26 protein-coding genes and 1 pseudogene are annotated in these 24985 nt (G+C 67.3%); 16 read left to right on the forward strand and 11 right to left on the reverse strand.

From position 1 onward, the window contains the following. The first annotated feature begins 111 nt into the window (after window positions 1–111). Complete coding sequence (locus ABZ312_RS23565; RefSeq protein WP_500438678.1) at window positions 112–1728, forward strand: virginiamycin B lyase family protein; 1617 nt, start codon at window positions 112–114, stop codon at window positions 1726–1728. Window positions 1729–1772: 44 nt separating this feature from the next. Then, window positions 1773–1943: pseudogene (locus tag ABZ312_RS23570) on the forward strand (site-specific integrase); the annotation flags it as partial. Between the two features lie 259 nt (window positions 1944–2202). Here the strand turns inward: ABZ312_RS23570 and ABZ312_RS23575 are convergent. Next, window positions 2203–3324, reverse strand: a complete 1122-nt coding sequence (locus ABZ312_RS23575) for a site-specific integrase (protein WP_500438679.1) — start codon at window positions 3322–3324, stop codon at window positions 2203–2205. Between the two features lie 78 nt (window positions 3325–3402). Beyond that, window positions 3403–3759 carry a hypothetical protein gene (locus ABZ312_RS23580; RefSeq protein WP_500438680.1) on the reverse strand — a complete coding sequence of 119 codons (357 nt, stop codon included), beginning with the start codon at window positions 3757–3759 and terminating at the stop codon, window positions 3403–3405. 367 nt (window positions 3760–4126) lie between these two features. Here ABZ312_RS23580 and ABZ312_RS23585 point away from each other — a divergent pair, with 367 nt between their 5' ends. Genes ABZ312_RS23585 through ABZ312_RS23600 form a run of 4 tightly spaced genes read left to right on the forward strand, consistent with a single transcriptional unit; the run spans window position 4127 to window position 6861 of the window. Next, the gene (locus tag ABZ312_RS23585; RefSeq protein ID WP_500438681.1) at window positions 4127–4561 is read left to right on the forward strand and encodes a hypothetical protein; all 435 of its coding nucleotides are present in this window, start codon (window positions 4127–4129) and stop codon (window positions 4559–4561) included. 32 nt (window positions 4562–4593) lie between these two features. After that, the gene (locus ABZ312_RS23590) at window positions 4594–5976 is read left to right on the forward strand and encodes a glycosyltransferase (protein WP_500438682.1); all 1383 of its coding nucleotides are present in this window, start codon (window positions 4594–4596) and stop codon (window positions 5974–5976) included. A 37-nt stretch (window positions 5977–6013) separates the two neighbouring features. Further along, on the forward strand, window positions 6014–6670 hold the full coding sequence (locus ABZ312_RS23595; RefSeq protein ID WP_500438683.1) for a hypothetical protein: 657 nt from the start codon (window positions 6014–6016) through the stop codon (window positions 6668–6670). Continuing rightward, window positions 6667–6861 carry a helix-turn-helix domain-containing protein gene (locus tag ABZ312_RS23600; RefSeq protein ID WP_500438684.1) on the forward strand — a complete coding sequence of 65 codons (195 nt, stop codon included), beginning with the start codon at window positions 6667–6669 and terminating at the stop codon, window positions 6859–6861. The genes ABZ312_RS23595 and ABZ312_RS23600 overlap by 4 nt, the downstream gene beginning before the upstream one ends. A 582-nt stretch (window positions 6862–7443) precedes the next feature. Here ABZ312_RS23600 and ABZ312_RS23605 read toward each other — a convergent pair. From ABZ312_RS23605 to ABZ312_RS23635, 7 genes are all read right to left on the reverse strand, one after another. Next, window positions 7444–8229 carry an FHA domain-containing protein gene (locus tag ABZ312_RS23605; protein ID WP_500438685.1) on the reverse strand — a complete coding sequence of 262 codons (786 nt, stop codon included), beginning with the start codon at window positions 8227–8229 and terminating at the stop codon, window positions 7444–7446. Between the two features lie 920 nt (window positions 8230–9149). Next, entirely contained in the window at window positions 9150–9533 is a 384-nt protein-coding gene (locus ABZ312_RS23610; RefSeq protein WP_500438686.1) for a hypothetical protein, read from the reverse strand. 20 nt (window positions 9534–9553) lie between these two features. Then, complete coding sequence (locus ABZ312_RS23615; protein WP_500438687.1) at window positions 9554–11170, reverse strand: AbeC-like domain-containing protein; 1617 nt, start codon at window positions 11168–11170, stop codon at window positions 9554–9556. A 489-nt stretch (window positions 11171–11659) separates the two neighbouring features. Continuing rightward, window positions 11660–12418 (reverse strand): non-homologous end joining protein Ku, encoded by a 759-nt coding sequence (gene ku, locus ABZ312_RS23620; RefSeq protein WP_500438688.1) that lies wholly within the window; start codon window positions 12416–12418, stop codon window positions 11660–11662. 380 nt (window positions 12419–12798) lie between these two features. Then, on the reverse strand, window positions 12799–13275 hold the full coding sequence (locus ABZ312_RS23625) for a hypothetical protein (protein WP_500438689.1): 477 nt from the start codon (window positions 13273–13275) through the stop codon (window positions 12799–12801). Next, window positions 13272–13979, reverse strand: a complete 708-nt coding sequence (locus ABZ312_RS23630; RefSeq protein ID WP_500438690.1) for a hypothetical protein — start codon at window positions 13977–13979, stop codon at window positions 13272–13274. The genes ABZ312_RS23625 and ABZ312_RS23630 overlap by 4 nt, the downstream gene beginning before the upstream one ends. An 802-nt stretch (window positions 13980–14781) precedes the next feature. Continuing rightward, window positions 14782–15126, reverse strand: coding sequence for a hypothetical protein (locus ABZ312_RS23635; RefSeq protein WP_500438691.1), 345 nt, complete (start codon window positions 15124–15126; stop codon window positions 14782–14784). A gap of 291 nt (window positions 15127–15417) precedes the next feature. Here ABZ312_RS23635 and ABZ312_RS23640 point away from each other — a divergent pair, with 291 nt between their 5' ends. From ABZ312_RS23640 to ABZ312_RS23685, 10 genes are all read left to right on the forward strand, one after another. After that, the gene (locus ABZ312_RS23640) at window positions 15418–15582 is read left to right on the forward strand and encodes a hypothetical protein (RefSeq protein WP_500438692.1); all 165 of its coding nucleotides are present in this window, start codon (window positions 15418–15420) and stop codon (window positions 15580–15582) included. A 66-nt stretch (window positions 15583–15648) separates the two neighbouring features. Beyond that, window positions 15649–16320 (forward strand): hypothetical protein, encoded by a 672-nt coding sequence (locus ABZ312_RS23645; RefSeq protein ID WP_500438693.1) that lies wholly within the window; start codon window positions 15649–15651, stop codon window positions 16318–16320. Next, window positions 16317–18791 carry a hypothetical protein gene (locus ABZ312_RS23650; protein ID WP_500438694.1) on the forward strand — a complete coding sequence of 825 codons (2475 nt, stop codon included), beginning with the start codon at window positions 16317–16319 and terminating at the stop codon, window positions 18789–18791. Before ABZ312_RS23645 ends, ABZ312_RS23650 begins: the two co-directional genes overlap by 4 nt. 28 nt (window positions 18792–18819) lie before the next feature. Beyond that, window positions 18820–19653 (forward strand): hypothetical protein, encoded by an 834-nt coding sequence (locus ABZ312_RS23655; RefSeq protein WP_500438695.1) that lies wholly within the window; start codon window positions 18820–18822, stop codon window positions 19651–19653. A 9-nt stretch (window positions 19654–19662) separates the two neighbouring features. Then, window positions 19663–19974 carry a hypothetical protein gene (locus ABZ312_RS23660; protein WP_500438696.1) on the forward strand — a complete coding sequence of 104 codons (312 nt, stop codon included), beginning with the start codon at window positions 19663–19665 and terminating at the stop codon, window positions 19972–19974. Beyond that, window positions 19971–20318 (forward strand): hypothetical protein, encoded by a 348-nt coding sequence (locus ABZ312_RS23665; RefSeq protein WP_500438697.1) that lies wholly within the window; start codon window positions 19971–19973, stop codon window positions 20316–20318. Before ABZ312_RS23660 ends, ABZ312_RS23665 begins: the two co-directional genes overlap by 4 nt. Then, entirely contained in the window at window positions 20284–20514 is a 231-nt protein-coding gene (locus ABZ312_RS23670) for a DUF7620 family protein (protein WP_500438698.1), read from the forward strand. Before ABZ312_RS23665 ends, ABZ312_RS23670 begins: the two co-directional genes overlap by 35 nt. After that, on the forward strand, window positions 20511–20828 hold the full coding sequence (locus ABZ312_RS23675) for a putative phage holin (protein WP_500438699.1): 318 nt from the start codon (window positions 20511–20513) through the stop codon (window positions 20826–20828). The genes ABZ312_RS23670 and ABZ312_RS23675 overlap by 4 nt, the downstream gene beginning before the upstream one ends. A 126-nt stretch (window positions 20829–20954) precedes the next feature. Further along, window positions 20955–21479, forward strand: a complete 525-nt coding sequence (locus ABZ312_RS23680) for a hypothetical protein (protein ID WP_500438700.1) — start codon at window positions 20955–20957, stop codon at window positions 21477–21479. Window positions 21480–21758: 279 nt separating this feature from the next. Further along, on the forward strand, window positions 21759–22664 hold the full coding sequence (locus ABZ312_RS23685) for a hypothetical protein (RefSeq protein ID WP_500438701.1): 906 nt from the start codon (window positions 21759–21761) through the stop codon (window positions 22662–22664). A 69-nt stretch (window positions 22665–22733) separates the two neighbouring features. Here the strand turns inward: ABZ312_RS23685 and ABZ312_RS23690 are convergent, their stop codons facing one another. Next, window positions 22734–23528, reverse strand: coding sequence for a DUF6233 domain-containing protein (locus ABZ312_RS23690; RefSeq protein ID WP_500438702.1), 795 nt, complete (start codon window positions 23526–23528; stop codon window positions 22734–22736). A gap of 80 nt (window positions 23529–23608) precedes the next feature. After that, window positions 23609–24940: an AlbA family DNA-binding domain-containing protein gene (locus ABZ312_RS23695; RefSeq protein WP_500438703.1), complete on the reverse strand. Its 1332-nt coding sequence runs from the start codon at window positions 24938–24940 to the stop codon at window positions 23609–23611. Window positions 24941–24985: the final 45 nt, after the last annotated feature.

Here is a 24985-nt window from a genome sequence, read left to right on the forward strand (position 1 = left end):
CCGCCGCACCGCCACCCCAGGGCCGCGCGCGGTCCGTGACGCCGAGCTGACCGAACAGATCACCAAGGTCCACACGCGATCGCGCGGAACCTACGCGCGGCGTTCTCCACGGTGACGATCCCGGCGGGCACGACCCCGCTGGCGGTGGTGGTGGCGCCGAACGGCAACGTCTACGTCGGCAACGCCAATTCCGGCAACGTGACGGTGATCAGCAGCACCACGAACACCGTCCTGGCCACCGTCCCCGTCGGTTCGGACCCGGCCATGATCGCGGTGGCGGCGAACGGCAACGTCTACGTCACCAACCAAAGCTCGAGCAACGTAACAGTGATCGACAGCACCAGTAACACGGTCCTGACCACTGTCCCCACCGGCGGGGGCCCGTTCGCGTTGGCGGTGGCGCCCAACGACAGGGTCTACGTCGCCAACTCGACGTCGAACAACGTGACGATGATCGACAGTACCAATAACACGGTCCTGGCCACCGTCCCCGTCGGCGCGGTCCCGGACGCGGTGGCGGTGGCGCAGAACGGCAACGTCTACGTCGCCAACCGAAACGCGGGCACCGTGACGGTGATCGACAGTGCCACGAACACCGTCCTGACCACCCTCCCCTCCGGCGGGTTCCCGGGCGCGGCGGCGGTGGCGCAGAACGGCAACGTCTACATCGCCAACCAGACCTCGAACAACGTGACGGTGATCAGCAGCGCCACGAACACCGTCCTGGCCACCGTCCCCGCCGGCACGGTCCCGGGGGTGTTCGCGGTGGCGCCGAACGGCAACGTCTACGTCACCAACACCGTCTCGAACAACGTGACGGTGATCGACAGTGCCACGAACGCGGTCCTGGCCACCGTCCCCGCCGGCGGGGGCCCGTTCGGGATAGCGGTGGCGCCGACCGGCAAGGTCTACGTCGGCAACTCAAATTCGAACAACGTGACGGTGATCGACAGTGCCACGAACGCGGTTCTGGCCACCGTCCCCGCCGGCGCGTTCCCGTTCTACGTGGCGGCGGCGCAGAACAGTAACGTCTACGTCACCAACGCCAATTCGGCGAACGTGACGGCGATTTCGCCATTGACGGTGACGACCTCACCCACGTCGCCGAAGTGCGAGCAATCGGTGACGTTCAGCATTTCCGGGGGCACTCCGAGCGGGACAGCGGTGGTGGACTTCGGGGACGGCAGCTCCACGGTCACCGTCGCCCTGGACGCCACCGGGAGCGGGCAGACCAGCCACACGTACGCCGCCGGTACGTTCACCGCGACCGTGAACGGCAACCCCACCTCCGTCACCGTGGCGAGCGGATCCGGCCGGCCGTGCTGTCGCGGTGGGTCCCACGCGGGCGATGGCGCGCGGCCTTCGCAGTCACCCCGACCGCACTGCTGCGCCGGCATGGGCAACTTGCCGCACGCAGATGGACCTTCGCCCAGCACCGTCGCCCCGGCCGCCCATCCGTCACCCCGGCCGTCAAGCGGCTCATCCTGCCCTTGGCCCGCGAAAACAGCAGCTGGGGCCACCGCCGAACACAAGGCGAACTCGCCTGCCTCGGCTACCCGATCGCCCCATCCACAGGCTGGGAAGTCCTTCATGCCGCCTGAATCGACCCTGCCCCGCAACGCTCCGGCCCGACCTGGCGCCAGTTCCTCACCCACCAGGCCCACGGCATCATCGCCGCCGGTTTCCTGCACCTCGACACCGTCTCACTCAAGCGCCTGTACACCCTGATCTCCATCGAGCACGGCACCCGGCGCGTCCACCTCGCCGGCATCACCGCGCTGCTGACCGCGGCCGGCGTCGCGCCCCGCGTGGTGATGGAGATCCTGGGCCATAGCCAGATCGCGGTCAGGATGAACGTGTACACGCACGTCGTGCAGGACACCCAGCGTGAGGCCGTGAGCCACATGGGCCGGCTGCTGCGGAGGCGTCCCGGCCGTGAGTGAGCGTGGCCGTTGATGTCAGATCTGGATGTCAAAGACCCCCAGCCATGACCGGCTGGGGGTCTTCTCACTGGTGGGCGTGGACGGTTTCGAACCGCCGACATCTGCCTTGTAAGGGTAGCTATGCCACCGCTCTGACCAGCGAAGTGGCAGCGGATGAAGATCATTTGGGCGATATTCGGGAGATCAACTCTGCTCCCAGATCTGATCCCACCCGAGCGCCCGCATCGCCCGTTCATAGATCTCCTGCAGCCCTTCGAGCCTATCGCGCCGCCTGCTCGTACTCGAGGGGCGCCTTGACCCCCAACTGCTGCTGGTACGTGTCATGGGTGTGCCGCATCGCCCTCATCGTCAGGCCCTGCATGATGGCTGGCCACTCCGGCCGTTCCGCGTGCCCCTTCGACTTCGGCAACGCCTTCCGGCCGTCTGCCACCGGCCGCATGACCTGCTTCCCGAAATTGCTGCGCCGCCACCACTCGCCGCTCCTGGTGCAGAACAGATACGGGTGCCTGTGCTCGGCCGCATGCTTGGCCAGGAGCTCGGCGAGGAACGGCGGCAGATCGATCCTCCGCTTCGACTCCCTCGTCTTCACCTGCTCGAGCCGGATCACCATGGGCAGCTTGTTCCCGTCGTCGTCCCGCGGCTGGTATTCCGCCACCTCGTTGACGACGTTGAGGGTCGGGCAGACGAACTCCCCGCCGTCGAAGGGCTCGCGGCGCTCGCCGAGCGCGGCCGACGTCAGCGCCAGGCTCTCGCCCCAGCGAGGCCCGGCGAACGCGGTGGTGAGGATGTGCAGCCCGTCCAGCGGCCCGGCCCTGCGCGCCATCTGCAGGACCACCTCGGGGGGAGCCCACAACTTGCTCTCGTCCTTCTCCTGTAGCTGAGCCTTGACGCTCGCCGGTCGGCTTCGGCGTCGGCCTGCTAAGGGATTGACGAGCAGGTACTCAGCGTCGACGGCCCCGGTGAGCATCATCGACATGATGGTCAGACACTGGGTGGCCGTCGCGTCGTCGCAGTCCAGGTTGTTCGCCCAGTCCTCGGCCTCGAACCAGTTGATCTGCCGGAGCGGGACCTCGTCCCAGCGGGGGAGGATGTGGGCGTCCAACCGGGCCCATCGCGTCGAGGTCGTGTTGCCGCGTGGTGACTTGGCCATCATCCACTTCCGCGCCCACTCGCCGAACGGCGTGCGCATGCGCTCCGGGTCGACCCACCGGCCGGCCCTGATGGCCGCTTCCTGCTCTTCGCCGAACTGCTCGGCCAGCTTCTTCGTGGGGAACCCTGGCTCTGATCCCCAAGTACCGTCCGGCCGTTTGTACCTCGCCCGCCAAGTGATCTTGCCTTTGCTGCCCTTGGCGGTGCTGACCCTCTTCTCTGCGTAAGCCATGTCTGACCCCTGTGTGCGGATGTTTCCTGCGGATCGCTCGAGTCGGCGGCGCGACCGCAGGAACCTCCGGCACTGCGGTCAGCGGCTGGTCAATTCCTCACCTGGAAGCTCCTCGAGGCGTCGCCAGACCTTGCTCCGCTTCACGAGCTCGACGCGGAACGCTTCAACCACGGGTGCGCTGAAACGGCCTGCGTCGAAGAAGGCGTGGAAGGCACTGAGATCGTCCTCGAGCCACAGAAGAACGCCTGGCGGCAGGTTCTTCCTGCGATGCACGGTGACGGGAAGGGCCTCCCAGGTACCGGCTTCCTCCGGTGGGGGCTTGACCCATCCCTGAGCTTGATCTGTCATCGCGTCGGCGAACCGCGCTGCGTCGTGGTCGTCGAGCTCACGCTCGTCGACGAGGCAGGTGATGTCGCCGTCCGGCTCATCGGTCATGGTCAGCGGCACCCCCTCCGGCAGTTTGCGGGCTGGTACGCGGAGAACGTGAACGCGCATAGTTCCCCCAGAAACCGATCGATTCGGTGGCCCCGATCAACGGTGTCCGGATATGCAACCACAACTTTGAGCCAAAAGTGTCCAGCTTGTGTAGATGTGACGAATTGGAAGTTACACGTGGCTTATGTCCCGGTATCCGAGGGTTTGTCTCGGCCCCCCTCCAACTGCTCTATGTCGGCCTCTGCCTGGCGCCAGGCTTGGAGTGCCTGACGTAGTTCTTCCTGTGACGCCCCCGGTGGCGCCTGCACGATGACGACGGCCCGCGCCCCAGTCGCGCCGACGCCACTGTCCAGGACGGGAGCGCCCGGTGAGGATCCGAGCCGACATCGCCGATCTCCTCGAGCGGGGCCTGTCGAACGCCGCCATCGCCCGGGAGACCGGGGCCGCCTGGCGGACCGTCGAGAAGCACCGCCAGGCCCTCGGCGTCACCCCCACCTCGCAGGGCCGCCGCCCGACCCCGCCGCCCCCGCCGGCCGAGGCCTGGCGCGCGCTCACCGAGCCCGCCGACGGGGGTCACCTCCTGTGGACCGGCCCCACCCTCCCTGACGGCACACCCCGCCACATCGACGGCGGCCGCGCCTACTCGGTGCGCGTCCTGGCCTTCCAAGACCGCACCGGCCAAGTCCCCCAAGGCCCCGTCCTCCCCGAGTGCGAGCAGCCCGACTGCGTCGAGCCCCGCCACCTCGAGAACCAGCTCGGCCGCGACCGCCTCGCCCAGCTCGCCGCCGCCATCGGCATCTGACCACCCACCACCAGCGAACGGACCCGCACCGCATGCTCACCGCCCACCACTTCGGCTGGTACGGCATCGCCGCCGCCCTCTACCTCGGCGCCAAGCTCCTGCTCTCCATCCCCAGACCCGGGCGCCAGGCCCGCCCGCCCCGGCCCCTCCCGGCGATGACCATCCACGCCGTCATCACCGCCTACAACGAGGACCCGGCCATGCTCCGGCAGTGCCTCGAGTCGCTCCTCGACCAGACCGTGCGCCCGAGCTCCCTCACCCTCGTCGACGACCACTCGACGGACCACTCCGCCGCCCAGGTCCTCGACCAGCTCCGCCCCCGCTTCGCCCAGGCCGGCATCGCCGTCAACCTGATCCGCTTCCCCCAGAACCGCGGCAAGCGCCACGGCCTCGCCGCCGGCTTCCTCGACGCCCCCACCGCCGACGCCTACCTCGCCGTCGACTCCGACACCATCGCCGCGCGCAACGCCGTCGAGGAGCTCCTCCGCCCCATGGCCCGGCGCCGCGTCCACGCCGTCACCGGCCTCGTCCTCGCCTACAACCGGGCCACCAACCTCCTCACCCGGCTCATCGACATGAGGTACGTCAACGCCTTCCTCGGCGAGCGCGTCGCCTACTCCCGCCTCGGCTCCGTCCTGTGCGCCTGCGGCTCCCTCGCCCTGTACCGCGGCTGGGTCATGCGCAAGCACCTCCACGACTTCCTCGGACAGCGATTCCTCGAAGGCCCCGCCACCTTCGGCGACGACCGCCGCCTCACCTACTACGCCCTGACCGAGGGTCAGTCCCTCATCGCGCCCACCGCCATCGGCTACACCGACGTCCCCGAGCGCCTCGGCCACTACACCCGCCAGCAGATCCGCTGGGGCAAGTCCTTCATCCGCGAGGGCTTCCTCCTAGCCCTCAAGCCCCGCTTCATCGGCCGCCTGTTCTGGTGGCTCAACCTCCTCGAGCTCGCCGCCTGGCTCGGCTTCACCGCGGGCCTCATCGCCGCCCTCGCCATCGCCGTCACGCACCCCGCCGGCTGGCACATCCTCGCCGGATACGTCACCTGGGTCTGCGTCATGTCCTGGGTCCGCTCCGTGCACTACCTGCGCCGCGCCCCCGGACTCCAGCTCCGCGAGCGCATCCCCACCTTCGCCGCGGCCCCGCTCTACGCCCTCCTCAACCTTGGCCTCCTCCTGCCCCTGCGCCTGTACTCGCTCGCCACCCCGCACATCACCTCCTGGGGCACCCGCCACAACGGCGCCGAGGTCCACCACGACGACCCCGCCCCCGCCCCGGAGCCCGCGGTCACCGACGCGATCACCGTCCCCATCCCGCGCCCCGCTCTCGCCCCCGACGACACAGTCCCCCTCCACCTCCTCGTCCCCCTCGACCCGGACAAGACCCTCGAGCTCGACCTCCGCGCCCACTGACCACACCACCCACCACACCGCATGGACAGGACAAGTCATGACCGCCATCTCTGAGGTCACCCACGACGACCCCCGCGTCACCGCCCTCGCCCGAGCCCGCCAACACCGCGCCCACACCCGCCTGCACCACCCCACCTACGACCAGCTCACGGACAAGGAGCAGCAGGACAGCCGCGTCGCCGCCCGCTCCTACCTCGCCGCCGCCATCGACGCCGGCCTCATCCCCCCTGCCGACATCGACACCCCCGCGGCCGCCGTCCGCTGGGCCATCGACCTAGTCCTCAGGACCCAGTTCATCCCTCGCCCCCACCCCGGCAGCGAGTTCGCCGTCACCAGCTGGGAGCGCACCCCCGACGGCAGCGTCAACACCTGGGACGGCAGCGCCGAGGCCGTCGCCGCCCGCATCACCGCAGCCACACTCCTCGGCCACCCCGAGCCCGACCCCACGAAGATCACCCCCGAGATCGTCCGCGACGCCCTCGCCCACTACGGACACACCGGGTATGGCCATGGCCCCGGCTCACACTCCGGCCACATGATCGCCGCCATCGAGACAGCCGACCACAAGACCCGCGCGCTCCTGGCCCTGACCCACGGTCCGTACGTGGAGGCCGTCCGCTTGGCCCGCGACGTCGACGGCGGCACCGAGCTCCTCGAGCGGATCGCCCGCAGGCTCCCGGCGGCCCCAGCGTGAGCGCGAGTCCCTCGGCCCGGGCCTGGAACAAGCGCGGCGACCAGCGGACCGTCTCGCCCGTCTTCCGGCCGCCCAAGCTCTCGCCCCAGCAGCGTGACGAGATCGTCCAGCGCTTACGCGACGGCGACGACCCCAATAACCTGGCGCTCGAGTTCGACGTCAGCGTCCGTACGATCCGGCACTACATGTGACGATCCCGGGCACCGTCAGCATTCGGTCCTGCCACTCACAGCCCGGAGCAGCACAACACATGGCGGCCGACGCCACTCTCATACCCCTCGGATCCAGGTCCGTGCCCTCGGGTTCTCATCGCGTGGGACGGCTACGTTCCTCCTTGGTGGTTCTGCGCCCCGCCTGCTCAGAGCAGAGCAAGGACGCTGGCTCCTGACGGCCCCAGCCAATGTGCGAGGGAGCTAAGCGCGCCGATTAGGGATGCCCCTGCGGAGGCAAGCACTCCCGCGTCTCGCAATCCGGCTGCGAAGGCCATGAGGTGCCGGGCGGCTCCTTCTCGGTCGGGTTCTTCGCCGTCAAGAGCTTGCCCAACGGCTTCGAGTTCGCCCTCGGCGCTCTGCCGCTGTTGGACAGTCAGCCGCAGTTCATCCATGGCTTGTCGGAGGGAGGTTACTTCGGCGAGTAGTCGCTGGTGGTCGGCATGGTGCACGGTCTGGTTATGGCCTGCCACGTACTGCTGTCCGCTTCCCGCGTTGACGGGACCGTGCACATTGCCGAATTGGTAGCTATCGCCGTTTGCCGTCATTCGTTGCTCCGTAAATTCAGGGTCGCCGAGGGCGACGCACTCGGTTGCGATACTCGATCTCCTCTTGCCGCTTGCGGGCAACCTTCGACATGCCACTTCCGATCGCAGCCACAACTGATCCAATGCCTGCGCCGGCAAAGCCCAGTGCGAAAGTCGGTACTCCGAACAGCTTTCTCTCTGCGAAGGGATTTGAGTCGTCCACGGGAGGCCCGGCACTCGCCATGAGGCTGAGGAGGGTGAACACGAACAGCCCGGCTCCTGCGAGCGCGATCAGATAGCCGATGATGGTAAGGAAGCGGCCGATGCCTTGCCCCTGAAACGCCTCGTCGGTGTTGTCGTAGCCGGAGGTGACGATCACTCGATTATCGTCCCCGTACATATCCCGACCTGAAACGAATTGGTCGCGACCGGCGACGTATTGTTGCCCGCTACCTGCGTTGACCGAGCCGTGAACGTCGCGGAAATCAAAGTTCCCGATCCTGCGCGGTCCCTGGGGCCACGACAGGCGAAGCTCAACCGCACCGATGCGCAACCGGTCGCCATCGTGGAGGGCGGATACACCGTCAAGACGTCGACCGTTGACGTAAGTCCCGTTGGTTGAGTTCAGGTCTGCGACCGTGATGTGGCTGTCGGTGCGAGTCAGGGAGGCGTGGTGTCGGCTCACGCCCTCCAGGTCGAGACGAACGTAGTTGCCAGGCAGCTTGCCGACTTCGCAGTGGCCCATGGGCAGGGCAAACGTTGAGCCAGCCAGTGGACCAGATACCACGATCAAGTGCGGCAGTGAAGCCGGGTTTTCCGACATTTGAGCCCCCCGTCAAGCCACCCACCGTGCCCCCATACATGGTGAGTCCTCCAGTTTCGGGCGACAAGCCTTTCGGACGAGGAGAGTCTCAGGCGACGACCTGCGTCTTCCAGGCAGCGATGAGTCGCTGCGGCGCCAAAGCAGCGCCAGCATGCGCACTGTGTACCTGTCAGAGGACACCTTCGACGAGCGCGCCCTCGCTGGCTGGAGTGCCACGTCATGTCGACGTCCCCGCCTTGGAACGAAGGCCCGCACGTCCGTGACCACCGCCCCTGCCACGACCCCCGCCTCCGATCACCCGCCAGGCCGTCACCGACGTACTCGACGCCGCCGGCCACACCCGGGCCGAGCGCGCCAACGGCGCCTGGACCCGACCCGGGTACCGCGCCGTCAGGCTGCGCTCCGCCCGCGTCGTCGTCATCCACGGCGGCGACACCCCCGAGGCCGAGGAGCAGGCCCTCGACGCCTACGCCGCGGCGCTCACCGCGACCGGCTTCACCATCACTCTCCGCACCATGGGCCAGGGCAAGACCCGCTTGGAGGTAACCCGTGGCTGACGACCACCAGCCGGGGGCCGCACACCCGAGGCCTCCGAGCAGTTCGGCGACTCAACTGAGGAGCTGCACGGTACGTCGAGCGATCCTCGCCAGCCTCGTCACCGCCGCCCTGGCCATCTCTGCCGCCCTCGCAGCCATGGCCCTCACAGGCCTCGACGGCTACCGCGCCCACACCACCGCCGTGCCATCCCCCAGCCCGAACGCGGAACCCCGACTGTGAGCGCCCGCGCGGATCAGGTTGCATTGCGACCAGTCCCAGTGGTTACCTACTTCGCTCTCCTGCTCGCCCTGAAAACGCCAGCACCGTCCACCTGGCAACGGCCGCAGACGGGTCGGCCGCGTCGGCTGACCGCACGTGCGAGGTCAGCTCATCAAGGACTCGATCACACCTCTGAAGGTTGAGACGATGGTCAGCACGGGAGGTACTGCTCCAATAGCCAGCGTAAGCATCTCTAGCGTTTCAGTGAGCCGTCGCCCGTCCGGTGATGGGCTATTGAGTTCCTCATCCAGGCGGTTGACGGCCTGTCGGCAACTTGTGATGCTGTGAACTTGGTCGGCGTGCGTGTCCAAAGCCGCTGATAGCTGCGTGAGAGTTGTCTGGGCGGTCAGGAAGGCAGCTTCCTTTCCGGTTCCATATGTGTGGACTTGATGCATGTCACCGCCAACGGAGCCGGTGTTGACTTGGTTTCCACTGCCGGTGACGTTGAGTCCACTATTCACCGCTTCTGCTGGGCGTCGCCGTCGCATGGTCAGCCTCCCTTGTTGCTTCAGCTAGACACGGAGGGGGAGCTGCCCTGCTGGTGCATATTCCCCCCCAAGGTTCCCGTGTTCACCTGGTTGTTATCGCCAGTGATGAAGTTTTGTGTGATGGCGACTGCCTGTCGCCGGAATTCCGCTGTGGCCAGACCGTGGTCCGCAAGGAACGCACTCACTGTGCTGAACATGCGCGACTGGAGGATCGAAACGTAGCGTTGCACGTCCTCGGTTTGGTGCATGTCGTTGGTTCTCACCAGGCCGCAATGCTCGCGAAGGCTCACCGGCAACCCGTCATCACGCTGTGGCTGAATACGCTCCGCTAGCTGGCCAGTGTCTATTAGGCCCAGGCTGCGTCCGAGGGAGGTATAGAACCGCGCGGCTAGGGCGACCGTGTCGCCACATGCGTTGAGGGGGGCTGCAGTCATCTGTCCTATCAAGGCCCAGCCCTTCGGCGGTGGTGCATCGCTAGAAGACAGCAGAGGGGCCAAAATGTGTGGCCGAGTGACGAAGTGGAGGGTTTTTCCTTCCAGCGCAGCATGCGCAAAGACGGTGACGACCACTTGGCCATCCCAGCTCACGACCTGCGCGGCGAGATAGCGGCGGGCGAAGTGCCCAGTTGGTGGGTTCTGGGCCTCGGTGCACATCTCCGTTGCTTCGGGCCAACTGGGCTCAGAATTATTTGCAGCCGCGCCAGACAGCTTCTTCCAACGGCTCTCCGGAACGCCGAGGAACTCTGCTACATCGCAATTGGGCAGAGCGTGGGTCTCGACAAGGATCCCGCAGAGGTCTTCGATTTCGTCCCGGACCTTGTCCAGTAGTTCGTCCGCCTCGAACTTTCGGTAGCCGCCGGGATCGGAGTCATCGACGACCTCCTCGGTTCTGCTGCCCTCTTCGGCCGTACGAGCTGGCGTCAGCTGGATACGAGTGGCCCCCCTACCCCACGCATTGAGACCGGCCCCGACGAACCTGTCAGTCCCGCTCTCATTGCGGTACGCGATGCTTTGCCATCTCTCAGTCACTCTGAGTGCTGTGACCTTCCTTGCCGCTAAGGGCGCCAAGTGCGGACGCTGCCCAATATGGGGACGCCCTGGGCGTAGAGACTGGAGATAGGCATGTGACGCCCAGCGGTCTATCAGATACACCACCGAACAGGCAGCGATCAGCAGCGGCGCCACACGTGTCGCATCGGTCAAAGCCCCATGCACTACTGGAACATAGGGCCGGACAAGGGTCCACGCGGCGAAAACAGCGCCTGCGAACAGGACGCCAGAGACGATCGAACGGCTACCCCATCGAAAAATGCCACGTCCCCGGTGCCCAGACAAGAACTGCCAGAGCACTATCGTGGCGACGATCGCCGCCATACCCCGCAGGTGAGAGACTGTCAGTTGGGCTACGACGAAGGTCAGAGCAGCGATGCGGATTCGGCGCTGACGTCGTGCCGCGACACTGTGAGCGAGAATGGGTGACAGGCCGAAACCGAAAGACGGCACCGGCCGCTTACGCGTATAGAGCACATTCTTCAAAGCCCATTGAGCCAGCGTCTCGCCGGCGTGCTCGTCGAGACGACGGATAGCGCGAGGTGCGCGACCTTGTATGCGGTCCGACCAACGGCCAAGCCAGTCCAAGCCTTGACCTAACCGGTCCACTCGCGCATGGACGGCACCTGCCATACGTCGGGTCACCAGGTTGGTGTCCGGGACGGGATCACGCAGGGCGTATTCCGTTCTGGCTTTTCCCCATCCGGCGCGCGCTGTGCCGTGCTGGACACCCACAGGGATCTCGGGCTGAGGCTCAGCGGCTCGAGCGCCACCGCGCACACTGTTGCCAGCCGGTGACGTCACTCGCCAAGGCAGCAGCGACATACAGACTCCCCCCGGAGGCGCGTACCAGGAGGCTTATCCTGCGGCACAGGCTGGCGAACGCGCCAGAGGGCAAACACCACTAGCTCTGTGCCTGATCCCCGGCTCCCGCGGCACGGCGTCGGCGAAGCCGCTTCCACCACGTCGAGTGCAACGCTACGTACTCCCGCACTTCCGCCGCGACGACGAATTCGGCACCTGGTCCAGGAGTACGAGGAAGACCCGGTCTGACGCATGCGCCCGCGGCGCGCCCAGTCACTCCCGGCGCGCCGCCGCGATGCTGGCCTCGAGCGCGGCCATCAGGTCGACGACCTCCACCGGCTCCGCCGGCTCCTCCACCTCGGCCCCGGCCATCTTCGCCGCCACCAACTGCTCGAGCGCCGCGGCGTACTCGTCGTGGAGCTCCCGGATCTCGACGCCGGCCAAGGAGTCCATGAGCAGCTCGGCGAGCTCGAGTTCCCGCTCCGTCACCGGGGCCGCGCTCGACAAGTCGTCCGGCTCCCGGATCTCCTCCGGCCAGAGCAGCGTGTGCAGGACGAGCATCCCGTGCCGCGGCCGCAGCACCGCCAGGCGCTCCCGCGTCCGCAGCGTCACCTTCGCCACGGCGACCGTGCCATGCCGCGCCAAGGCCTCGACGAGAAGCGCGTACGGCCGCTGCGCCTGCTCGCCGGCCGCACCGACCCAGTACGCCTTCGAGTACAAGACCGGGTCGACGTCACGATCGTCGACGAAGCCGAGGACCTCGACCGTCTTGCGCGTCGGGATGGGGAGCGCGGCCAGGTCCTCGTCGAGGAGCACCACCGTGCGACCGTCCGGCCGCTCCCAGCCGCGCGCGATCTCCGACTGCGGTACCTCGACGTCCTCGCGCTCACAGACGCGCCGGTGCCGGATGCGCCCACCGTCGCTGGCGTGGACCTGATGGAAGCCGGTGCCGTGCTCCTCGGTCGCCGCATAGAGCTTCACGGGGATCGTGACCAGGCCGAACGAGATGTAGCCAGTCCAGATCGCGCGCATACGGACAGGGTGCAATGCGGGGCGGCCGAGCGCCTGGCAGGCTACTCCGGCGCGGTGATCACTGTGTGCGGCAGCGGCCCTATGCCTTGCGCGTGATGACGTACATCCGGCAGCGGCGGACCGTGTCCGACACGCATTCGGCGGGATCTGTTAGAGCTCGCGATATCGTCACGCACCCTACAGAACCGCTACCGCGCCCACACCACTGCCGTACCGTTCTACAACCCGAACGCCGAGCCCTACCCGTGCGCGCGCCCCAAGAGTGCTCCGGGGTCGGCCGACCTCTTGATGGCCGCCCACGCGGAGGGCAGCCCGTAGCCGTCCAAGCAGCCCGCCCGGGTACGTGGTGAGTACCGGGCGGGCGCCCTACGCGGGGTTAACTACTGGGCGATGGTCATGGACCAGTGCACTGATGATGGAGCTTCGACGTGCACTGCCCCCTCGGCGCGTGGCCGTTTGAGTTGAATCTCGTTGTACGTGCTGCTGACCTCGCCGTCCACACACTCCAACGGGAAACTCAGTGCGACTGGCTCGACTGAAACCTTCAGAGTTCCCTTGCCCTTGCAATTCACGGCAATACCCAAAGGGGCTTTGGACAGGCCGCCAGGCAGATTGAGGATGCGATTACCGCTGACGGAGGCTACCTGGGTGAGGACTTCTCCATCAGGTGCTTCTGGTGCCCGGGTTACCGATTCGCCCTCGACGCCTTCAGATTGGTCAGAGGGCGATTTGGTAGCCGATGCTGCGGATCGGGAGGTGCTTGTGGATGTGTTGTCACAGCCGCTTATCGCGAGGCTGATGGCTATTACGCCCATGGCCGAGGCGGCAAGAGTGGCTGTGGCGCGGCCGGCACTCATGCGCCGGTCTCCCAGATGTACCAGCCCACCTTGTAGGGCGTGTAGCTGACGATCGTGCTCTTCGTTGACGTCGTGCAGTTGCTGTAGAGCGTGTAGCTCTTACCCGTGTGCTGCCGCCGCCACGCCCCGTATCGGGCATTGGTGGTCCTGTGTGGCGGGGTGTCAACGGCTATTGTGTTGCCGATCTTCACCGAGACCTTCGCGGAAAGGTTGACGTTCCAGGTCTGTTCGAGCGAGAGCACCAACACGGTGCCACTCACCTTGAGATTGCCCGAGTAGGAGATTCCTACCTCTCCCGCGGTCTCTGAAGTGAACGTAGACCTAGCGGTGCGCGTCCCCCCGTTGTAGTTTCCTTGGGTTACCCCGACGCCCTTGTGGTACTTATCGCCTTGCGAGGTCGGCACGTAGACGCCATGTGACGGGCCGCAATAGGTCCCATCCGGAGTGTCCGTCGCAGTGGGCTTCCCCGTGGGAGTTACCACGGGATCCGGGTCGAATGGTGGGTTTTCTTCCGGAGCGTCCGTCAGTGACTCCGTCGGTTCTGCAGGCGGTTCAGTATTTACCGCCCCGTCTCCGTCGGGTTCCTGGGATGTCGTCGGCACCGGAGTCGGCGTCTCGCCGAAAGCGAGTCCCTGTACGCCAAGAACCAGCAGCAAAGCTGTGGCTGAAACCGTTATTCCCCGTCTTGCGTTGATGATGTCCACAGGACACCTCTCGCGCTGGCCGCCCCCCTGGAGGCCGTGTGCTGATGAACGTATTGGACCTGCCGAGTGGATGGCAATGATCTTTGAGGTAGATCTGAGGGTTGGTTTCGTGTTCGCTGACGAGTGGCGGATCGGAGCCTTCGAATGGGGGACTTGGGTGTATTTCAAGCGGTTCCGACGTGTGCGGGAAGTGGATTTCGAAACTCCACTCTCCCACAAGCGAATGCAATCGCAAGGCCGCTAGGTGTGAAATCTACTTGCATTCCGTTTTCGTCTATAGTGTCCGAAATACGCCCTGTGGCACCTCGCGGGCCCTGCTTGCTTGCGGGGAAGTCGCGGTTGCCCCCTGATCGGGTCGCCCGCTCCGTCCCTAGTGGCGCTTGCCGGAGAGGCTGTTTGGAGGTCCTGGCGAGACTTCCAGTACTGGAAGTGCGGCTCCGGCTCGCTCCAGTCGAACAGTCGCATGCGGCAGAGCCGCACCGAGTCATTCGGTGGGATCGGCCAATCCGGATCTTCCGCCACGCCACGAGGTCAGGTGGGCTCGCGCTGTCGGATGTGCTCGAGGCGCGCGCGGACTCCGTTCCCCGTCGCCACCGCTCCCCGTGGGGTTCCTTGCGCGTTGTGTACCGGCTGCTCCGCGTGGATCATCCGGAGCTCGGCTGTGTACGCCTCTTTTCGGTTGGGGTACCCAATCCAACTCCGCGTGTGCCGCCCACCTTGCCATCGGGTTTCTGTCCATCCCGATGTAGAGCACCGTGCCGGCCTCGTCGAGTAGGCGGTAGAGGCAGCCTGCGTACTGCCCTTAGACGCTGCTCCCGGGTGTGAGACCAGGCATTGCGTCCTCCGCTGTGTCGCTTTGCTCCACCTTGGCCTTCTGTTTTGAGGGGTTGGTGATCCCCTTGGTGATGTGCCGGGCGCGACTGAAGCTCACGTTGATCAATTTGCCGATGTCCTCGTAGGACAGGCCGTTGTCGTGCAGCTCGCTGGCGGCCTGCTGCCGCATGGCCCTCACTTCCTTGTGGAGGTCGGGCCAGCGGTTCAGCAGATCTGTAAGGCGCTTGAGTCTTTCCGCGGGATCCCCGGACTGTGCGAGGGCGTCGATGGAGTCCAGCACGCGCTGCACCTCCTCGTCGATCTCGTCCGCCATTTGCACTCCATCCGTCAGGAGCGCAGCCCTTACCGGCGACTTGTAGAGTACTCTACAGTCGTCAGGTGGTAGCCACGCTGCCACTCGATCTCAACAAGTCGGCCCTCGTCCCGCCGCCTGGCAGCAATCGGGACGAGGGCCGGTCTCCGCAGACCGCAACGACCACGGAGATCCGATGCACGAGCCTAGTGGCGCCCTTCCCCAGCAGCCCAGCAATGACCCCTACGACTGGCGCCCCGGCCCCGTCGTCCCCCGCATCCCCGGCCAGCGAGCACCCGGCGGAGGCGCGCAGTGAACGGCGGCGAACGACCCACCGAGGCCGACCAGCCGGCCGTGACCCCGGTCGTCGAAGACGCGCACGCCATCGCGGAGCAGCTTCTCGCCCGCGCCGCCGTCGACTACGCCGCCGTCCCCCGCGGCTCCGGCACCGTCCTCGCGCTGCCAGCCAACGACTGATCGGCAGCCCCGCCCCCGTGCCGGCCGTGCCCGCACCCTCCGCCGCGGGCACGGCCACCCCACCTCATGCCCTACCAGCCGTACCGGGTCCGAGCCCAGTGGCCCCGCACGCGGAACCTGCTCACCCAGGTCCAGGCCTCGGGCGGCGACGTCGGCGGCTACTCGCTGGGCACCATCCCGCAGGGCAACGCGGGCGTCTCGACTTTCTCCGTGACGGACACCTCCGGCGGCACCATCGTCACCTCGAGCTCGGCGTGGAGCGGCGGCCGCGTCTTCCAGTACGCCGTACCGTCGGGCTCCGCCGTCGCCGCGGCAGTTTGCTTCACCCCGCAGCCCGTCGGCGAGCGGGGCGTCACGTACACGATGCAGATGCGGGTCCGGAACATCACCCCGTCCACATCGCTGCAGGTCCACGCCTACGTCTCCAGAGTCACCGCAGGCCAGACCCTCACCTTCACCCAGGGCAGCAACGTCACGCTCACCGGGTCGGCGACGGCCGCCTGGACCACCGTGACGGTCACCGCCACCCTCGGCAATGACGCGTCGTACCTCCTGTGCGGCGTCCGCCTCACCACCGCGGCGGCCGCCGCATGCTCCGTCCAGGTCGACGGCTGGCAGCTCGAGCGCGGCTCCGTCGCCACGCCCTGGACCTGCCCCGGCACCTGGTACCCGATGTACGCCGGCTTCGCGAGCGGTACCCGCCGTCGTGGGACGACAGCGGCACGTACGGCGTCGTGACCCCGACCATGGTCGACGCGTTCGCGCTGCTCTCACAGACGCAGCTCCCCGACCCCCTGACCGCCGAGATCAACCTGAGCTCCCCCCGCTTCCTCTACAAGCTGGGCGACCCGGCAGGCAGCCCGACCACGGCCGACTCCACCGGCAACAACCCCGCCGCCGCACTGGCGAACAGCAAGTACGGCGCCGGCTCCATGGTCTTCGGCACGGCGATCACCGCCACCGACCCCGTCGGCGGTATCTACACCGGCTCCACCGACACGGTCGCCACCCTCAACAATTCCTTCCCCGGCACCAACACCATCGGCCCGGCCACCTTCCTGAGCCTCGGCTCAGCCGGCATCAACGGACCGGCCGACCCCGCCCGGTGGTCCCGGATGATCGCCTTCCGGTACACCGGGCCGACGCCCACGTCCAACGCCTACCTCTGGTCCTCCATGGACCGCCAGCGCTCCGGGACCAGCCCCAACGGCTCCCACATCTACGTCTACCTCGACAGCACCGGCAAGCCCGCCCTCCACCTCCAGGGCCCCACCGGCGTGAGCGTCAACGTCTACTTCGGCGGCGCCACCAACTGCGTCGACGGAAACTGGCACCTGCTGCTCTTCGGCTACCAGCAGTCGACCAACCAGATCGTCATCAGCCAGGACGGCGCCACCAGCGCCTACATCGGCAGCGTCTCGACCGACGTCACCCCCACCGGGCTCGTCGGCGACAACGTCGGCTGCTTCGTCGACACCACCGTGGGCGGCGGCACGACCTACAACTTCAAGGGCGACATCGCCTTCGTCGCCGAATTCGGCACCTTCCTCAACACCTCCCAGCTCACCGGCATCTACTCCGCGTGGAAGTCGGCTTGCGACGGCGAGTCGACCAACGCCCGCTACGCGCGCATCCTGCGGTACTCCGGCTACACCGGCCCCTCGTCGATTCAGACCGGCCTCACGACGGCCATGGGCCCCGCCAAGACCGACGGCCAGGACGCGGTCAGCGCGCTCAATGCAGTCGTCGACACGGAGCACGGGGAGCATTTCGTCGCGCGCGACGGCAGCGTGGTCTTCCGCAGCCGCGCCGCCCGCTACAACGCCACCACCCCCGCCGTCATCTTCGGCGAGCGCCAGGACCTCGGCGAGTGGCCGTACGAGGCGGTCACGCTCGACTACGACTCCACCCACCTGGCGAACCAGGTCACCGTCACCCAGGAGAGCAGCGGCCAGACCTTCTACGCCCAGGACGCCACGTCCATCGCCAACTACTTCCCCAGGCCCCTGACGCGCACGATCAACCCGTCCAGCGCGCTCAAGGCCCAGGACGCCGCCGGCTACCTCCTGTCCCGGTACCGCCAGCCGAGCACGCGCATTGCAGGGCTACGTCTGCACCCGTCGGCCATGCCCGCCCTGTGGCCGACCGTCCTCGGCCTCGAGCTCGGCACCCGGGCCCGCGTCATGCGCCGGCCACCCGCGCTGGCTCCCGCCATCGCCGTCGAGTGCTTCGTCGAGAAGATCGACTGGGAGCTGTCCGACGAGAACGAGTCACTCTGCAGGCCTCCCCGGCGGACACCACCCCCTACGGCGCGTTCGCGGCCTGGCGCACCACCCTCGCCAGCGGCATCGCCTCGGGAGTCTCCTCCGTCACCGTCACCGCCTCGCAGGACAACACCAACCCGCTCGCGGCCCAGCTCGCCTCCGGGCAGCAGATCGTCCTCGGGCAGGGCACCGCCAACCAGGAGACCGTCACCGTCCTCTCGGTCGGCGCCACCTCGCCGGGCTGGACCACGGCCACGATCACGCTCACCGCGGCCACCACCAAGAGCCATGCCTCGGGCGACGTGGTGTGCGAGCCGCTCCCGGCCAGCACGACCGACCCCACCACCTGGGACGCCACCCAGTTCGACGCCGCAGCCTTCGCCTTCTAGGGGGTCCGCCATGCCACGCACCGTGCCCAGCATCACGACCGAGGTACCCGGCAATCTCATTACCTCGGCCAAATGGAACGCCGGTGTAAAAGCGATGGCCGATTTCATGATGGGCAGCGGCAGTAATGGCGTTCCCCGCTTTGAGGGACACCAGGGGACCGCGCAATCCATCTCCTCGGCCACGTTTACCAGTCTCACGCTGGACACCGAGACCATCGACAGCGACGGCGGACACAGCACCGTCACCAATCCGTCCCGCTACACCATCCAGGTCGCCGGGACCTATTTCCTCCTCGGGCAGGCCTGCTTCCCGTCGAACGCGACCGGCAACCGCGGGTGCCGACTGCAGGTCAACGGTGCCAACATCCAGGGGGGCGCCTCGCTCATCCCCGCAGCGACCGGCAACGCCTGCGGAGTGCCGTGCTCGGCAATGGTCTCGCTCAGCGTCGGCGACTACGTCGAAATCCAGGGATACCAGACATCCGGCGCGGCATTGAACACCGCCAACCCCAGCGACTTTTCAAGCGGCCTCCGCGTGCTCTGGATTTCCGGCTGACCCGCTAATCCCGGAAGGAGAGCGGCAAATGACCACTCCTCAGGTAACTCCGCAATGGCGGAAACTTCTCGACCACGTCATGGCCGTCCCCGAGCGGATTTACGAGACGTGGAATCCCGTCGAAGGCTGGGACAACCACACGCCGTTCGGGGAGCAGTACGGCTGGGACGGCGTCGCGTGGTGCGTCATGTGGGACTGGGACATGTACGCCGACGTCGGTCTCACCGCGGCCGTCCCGAAGACGGCGAGTGTCGCAGCGTTCACCTCCTGGGCGCGAATCCACGGCTGCTGGTCCGAGTACCCGTCGGTTGGCGCCTGGGTCAACTTCGGCAACGGCGGCCACACCGAGCTCGTCACCGGCTTCGACGCCACGTACGTCTACACCAAGGGCGGCAACTCCGTCGCGGCCGGCGCCGCCGATGCAGGGCAGGGGAACGGCGTCTTCTCCCACCGCACCGAGCGCCGCTCCTCCCGCGTCACCGGCTACCTCGCGCCCGTCTTCCCCGACGGCATCTGCCCGCCCACCGCCGACCCCGCCGACCCGCGTGGCGGCAAGCCCGCCACGGCGTACCGCTGGGCCCCGGCCATCGCGAACGTGACGCCGGCCTTCCCCGGCCGCAGCTACTTCCTCCTCGGCGCCACCTCCGACCACGCCCTCCTCCTGCAGACGTGGCTCCACCGCGGCCAGTGGGGACCGCCGTACCGCGTCGGCCCGTCCCGCACCATGACCGCCCTGGACCTGCTCAAGGTCAAAGCCCTGCAGGAACACTTCCTCGCCGCCCTCGTCCCGGCCGACGGCAAGACCGGCCCCAAGACCTGGCAGTACGCGTACGAGGTCGCCAACGGCCTCCGCAGGAAGTAGGCCGCGGCCATGGCACCGGACGCGCAACTGTGGTCCGCGTTCCTCGGCTTCGCCGCGCCGCCGCTCATCGCCGTCGTACAGCAGCCCCGCTGGTCCAGCACGGCCAAGACCCTCGTCATGCTGCTGTCGTCAGTGGCCCTCGGCTGCGGATCGGCCTACTTCGGCGGCCAGTTCACCGCCCACACCGTCGGAGGGAACGTGCTCATCGTCGCCATCGCCGCGGGCTCCGCGTACCAGACCGTCTGGAAGCCATCCGGAGTCGCGCCACGGATCGAGAGAGCCACGTCCCCGAGGCCGAGCCGAGGGCGGCATCGCTCATGAGCGAACTCTTCGGCCTGAAACTGGGGAGCGTCGGCCCCGCCGGCATCCTGGCCCTGGTCGTCGTCTTCGTCATCATCGGCCGCCTGGTCCCGCGCCGGACCGTCGAGGACATCCGCGCTGACCGTGACGCCCAGCTCGCCGACGCCCGCAAAGAGCGGGACACCTGGCGGGACGTGGCCCTCGCCTCCGAGCGGGCCCGCATGGAGCAGCAGGCGCAGGTCACCGAGCTCCTCGAGCTGTCCCGCACCGCGGTACGGGTGCTGACCGCTCTCCCCGCGCCGCCGACCTCCCGTGAGGAGGTGACGGCCGATGCTGCGGTGGACACGTCTCCGGCGGCGACCTGACCCGGCAGAGGAGGCGCGCGAGCCATCGCCCGAGCTGCAGGAGGCAACTCGGGCGCTCGAGCGCGCCAAGGAGGCCTGCAAGGAGGTCGGGCAGCTCGGCCGCGAGGTCGGGCAGCTCGGCGCCGAGTTGCGCCGCCAGCGCGAGACCAACCACTTCGCGGCGAGGATCCGCGCAGCTCTTGAGGAGGGGCGGTGAACGACTGGGCACGCCTGATCAACCTCGTCGGCTCGGGCCTGGTGGCCCTGGCCTGCGCCCGCTTCGTGGCCATCTACCACCTGCGGGCCCCCTGGCGCTCGACCGCGACAGGCCGCCACATCATGACCCTCGTGGCCGTCATCGGGATCCTCGGCCTCTACACGATCCTCATCACCATCTGGCCCGAGGGGCTCCTCGCCGACACCCTCCGAGCTGTCCGCAGCACGATCCTCCTCGTCATGGCCGTGCTCATCAGCGGCTTCACACGCATGGTCACCGACGCCCAGCGCAAGGAACACGACCAGCCGAAGTAGTGCCACCCTCCCGCACCCGCCCCCCACCGCCGCACGTCGGCGGTGGGGGGTCTTTCCGTATTTTCACCCGCATTGTCAGTACCCGCCCGTACCGTCGGCACCAGGACCAGTGATCAGGGAGCGCCGATGCTCGACACGACGACCGACGACCTCCTCACGCCCGAGCAGGCCCGCGCAGTCATCGGCTCGGCCACCACCGCCGAGGAGACCGCGCTCGCCGAGCTCGCGCTGCGCGTGGGCCTGCGCGGCCGCGAGGTCCTCGACCTGGTCCTCACCGACGACCCTGCCGAGCTGCTCACCGTCGTCTACCGCTTCCATGAGCGGCGCATCGCCATCGCCCCCACCGCGGCACGCGCGGTCGCCGCCCAGGCGCAGGCCGCCGGCGTCGGCCCGGGCGAGCGCCTCTTCCCCGGCATGGCCGAGGTCCAGCTCGTGCAGCTCGTCCACCGCCTGTGTACGGCCGCCGGCGTCCTCTTCGTCCCGCTGCCCGTACTGCGGCGGACGGCCATCTCGAGCGCACTCGATTGGGAGATCAGTCTCATGGACGCGCAGGCCTACTTCGGCTTCGCCGTCGACGGCGTCCTCCCCGACCTCCAGCCCGGGGCGGACGTCAGGATCGCGGCAATCCTCGACGACATGTACCGCGACTGATCACCAGGCCGGTACCCTCTGGCCCGGGCCTTGCCGCGCCCCCCGTCGCGGTAGGGCCCACCACTGCAATCGGCCCAAGCGTTGCCATTTGGGCAGTGAGAGCCGCGCGCCTTGCGCGCTTGTCGCGTGGTGTCTTGGCAGCAGGGCTGAACCCGCAACCGCAAACGATCGATCAGCATAGTGGTGATGGAAGCCGACGCTGGTCGGATAACCGCCTAGAGAAGCGCGAAGCGGCACAACACGACGCAGAAGCACCGCTTCAGGACAGGAGGAAGTGGCGTGGCTAACTTAGGGGAAGAGCAGCCTCCGGCGCCGCCGCAGAGATCGGTCGCCCGGCGTTTGCTCGGCGCACATCGCGGTCGAACCCTTGCTGACTGGGGAATCCTTGTAGGCATCTATTCGACATTGATCCTGGGTGTAATAGGGATCTTCTTAAATGTTCGCTCCATCTCCGTTTCGGAAGAAGGAAATGCGGCAGCCAAGAAGGCGAACGAGATAGCAGAGGAAGACGGAAAGAAGGCTGCCAAGCTGGAGTTGGCGAAAGTGACCGCAAGCATCAAGGGGGGCATCTCGGGAACCTCGAGAGACGGCGATGCGGCTCCGGAGAAGGAGAACGATCTGCGTGGCGTTCACGTTGAAATCACAGTCCGCAACCTTGAGGATGCTCCGGCGTTCATCTCGAAGGCGACCCTGACATTCCGTAAATCCGGGTATCCGGAGCCCTGTTACAACATTGGCGGGCCTCTTGTTTATACGGCCAATTATGAATTCACCGTCCCCGATAGTCAACCCTACGTGGACGATAGTAGTGGCCTCCATAAGGTGCCGTTCAGTCTCTCGAATGAATTAACACACGAAATCCCGCCTAACAAGTACGAAAAATTCATGATTACCGTTGGTCCTGAAAGTATTCCGGATCAAGGCAACCCATGGTTTGGCGTCTTTGATATCGTGCTGGAACATGACGACGGAAAGAATCTTAAGATCGGCCCTCTGGCGGTTGTCAACACAGGGGGGAACTCTATGTTCTATCCGGATGGAGACGGGTGGCACATCGAGGGTGAGCAGGTTCCTGGCTGCACCAAGAGAAATGCAGACTTGATTGCTGAAGTGATGCGCACGCCGAACCTGGTGACGTCGAAGGAATTTGCTAGCCTCGATTCCGCCCTTGAGCAATACCGATGAGGCGCGGCGGGGCGGTGTGAGTGCCAAGTCGGCCCAGTTGGATAGCCTGAACACGATATTCAGGCAGACCTAGCGGAGCTCCTCTTCGGGACGACACACCTCGCACGGCGACACGATGTCCACCTCGAGCGCGACGAGCGCCTCCTGCCGGTTGAGGCGGCCGCCGGAGGCCCGCGAGCAGCGCGCCCGGTGCAGGACGCCACGGCCGCCGCCGTCCACTGGCACGTGGGCGAGCCTCCACACCGTGGGCAGCGGCTCGCGGCCGGCCGGCTTCGGCTCCGTTGACACCGGCCTGGCAACGCGGATGGCCTCCGGCGACCACCAGTAGGTCCGCCAGTAGTGCACCGGCCACCCGTCGCCCTCGAGGAAGCACACCCGCATCTGCAGCGTGACCCGGCCGTCGTGGTGCCGGAACTTGGTGAAGACGGTCGCCTGGTGCCACTGCCCGCCCACCCGCACCTCCACCAGCGGCCGCCGGTCCGACGGGTACGCCTCGACGTCCGGCGAGGGCACCCCCTTGGGCAGGTCCTCGTGGTGCATGCGGACCACGTCGCCGTCGAGGAGGCCCTCCTCGACCGGGCTGCGGGCGGCGCGGGACTCGATGCGCATGGTCGCCTCGTCCCAGAAGAACCAGGCGCGGCGGCGGCCGCCCGGCAGGGCGGGCCAGACGATGAGGTGAAGCCCGACCCTGCCGTCCGGGTATTCGCGGCGCTCGGCGGCGATGGCGCGGTGCCGGCGGCCGGCGATCTGCAGGTAGACGCGGGGCCGGTCGTGCTCTGGGTAGGCCTCGGTGAACGCGACCGGTTCGGCGCCTGCCCCGGGTCTCCGGGGCGGCACCTCCTCCGCATCACGCCAATCGCTCACGTGTTCGACTGTAGCTGTGGGGCGGCCCAGCCCAAAGACCGGAAGCGCGCGCCGATCACCCGAACGGGTAGGCCGCCGGCTTACACCTGCTCTTCGGTGATGTCGATGCCCTTCGCCTTCGCCCAAGCCTCGACCGAGGGGCGGCTGTGCTCTCCCCAGTAGTTCCACCGGAGCGCCCCCGCCGCCGTCAACTGCAGGATCTCGGGCCTGCCGAACGCCTGCACCAGGTGGGAACCGAGCCGGTAGGCGGCGGCCACAAGCTCGGGGCCTTCCGAGGCGAGGTCGTCGATGTCGGCAACCGTCGTGGCCGACGGCGGCGACGTGACCATCCGGGATCCCAGAGAAGCCCGGCCACCGAAGAAGCGGTAGTGGACGAGGGTTGCCGCGCGCTCGGGGAAGACCGGGTAGATACTCGCCCGGATCAATGCGTTGCCGGACGCTCCAGTTCGATCACGTGCATGCTGGGCGAGGAACCGGAGCCCCGCGAGGAGGCTGTCGGCCACGTGCTCGTCACCCACTTCGGTTCGCGGCACCTCGTTGTCACTCGGAATGTCGACGACCGAGGCGAAGGCTCCGGCGCCCGTGTTGTGGAGCTGGCAGGCGAGCCACTTGGGCTTCTCGTCAGGCTGCAGCGAGCCGTCCGCGGAGAGGCGCCCCGGCCCGACCTGCGCCCGGTACCACTCACGCCCGATCGCTGCCACAATGTGCGGCCGCCGACTGGTCACTTCGTGCTGGAACTTCTTGAGCGCCGCCGAGTCGAGCGTCATCGTGCCGCCGAGATCCGGAAGCAGGCTGACCATGATGAACGTCTGGTCACTGATGTCGAGCTCGTCGGCGAGTCCCTGCTCGATGCCCTCGAGGCGGCCGGCTCGGTCGCCGTCGGCGGCGAACTGGGCGAGATACGCCGCGCGCACCTCAGCCTGGCTCATGTAGATGGTCGTGGAGCCGTTGCGCCGCGGGAACCGGAGGGTCTCGTTGTTGACGATGACCGCGTGGGGGGCCTCGGCGCTCCGGAGGATGGAGATGAGGTAGAAGCCACGGTCTGGGTTGCTCCCAGGGACCGGGATGACGTCGAACTGAGGCAGCGGGGAGACGCCAGCGGCAACCGTCTGCAGGATGCGCCGCTTCTCGTCGTCACTGAGGTCGACCTCCGGCGCTGCGGCCGCAACGCCGTGCGCGTCCTCGTCCATGCCCAGGATGATCAGGCCGCCGGCCGTATTCGCCATGGCCGCGACGTCGCCGCAAAGCGAGCGCTTCGCGCTGTCGTTGGTGCCGTAAAGCTCGCGCTTGAAGTCCAGGTCGAAGTCTTCGGGGACCGCGCCGGCTATGAGGCCGAGGACGTGGGAGTGCTGTGCCTCGGCCACGGGCGCGCCGAGCAGGCGCTCGAGCCGAGCGGAACGGAATGTCGCCATGCGTAGATCTTGGCGGAAAGGTTCCCGTCGTGAGTGGATTTTTCC

It is taken from the genome of Streptomyces sp. NPDC006207 (assembly GCF_040613835.1).
Classification (GTDB): Bacteria; Actinomycetota; Actinomycetes; order Streptomycetales; family Streptomycetaceae; genus Actinacidiphila.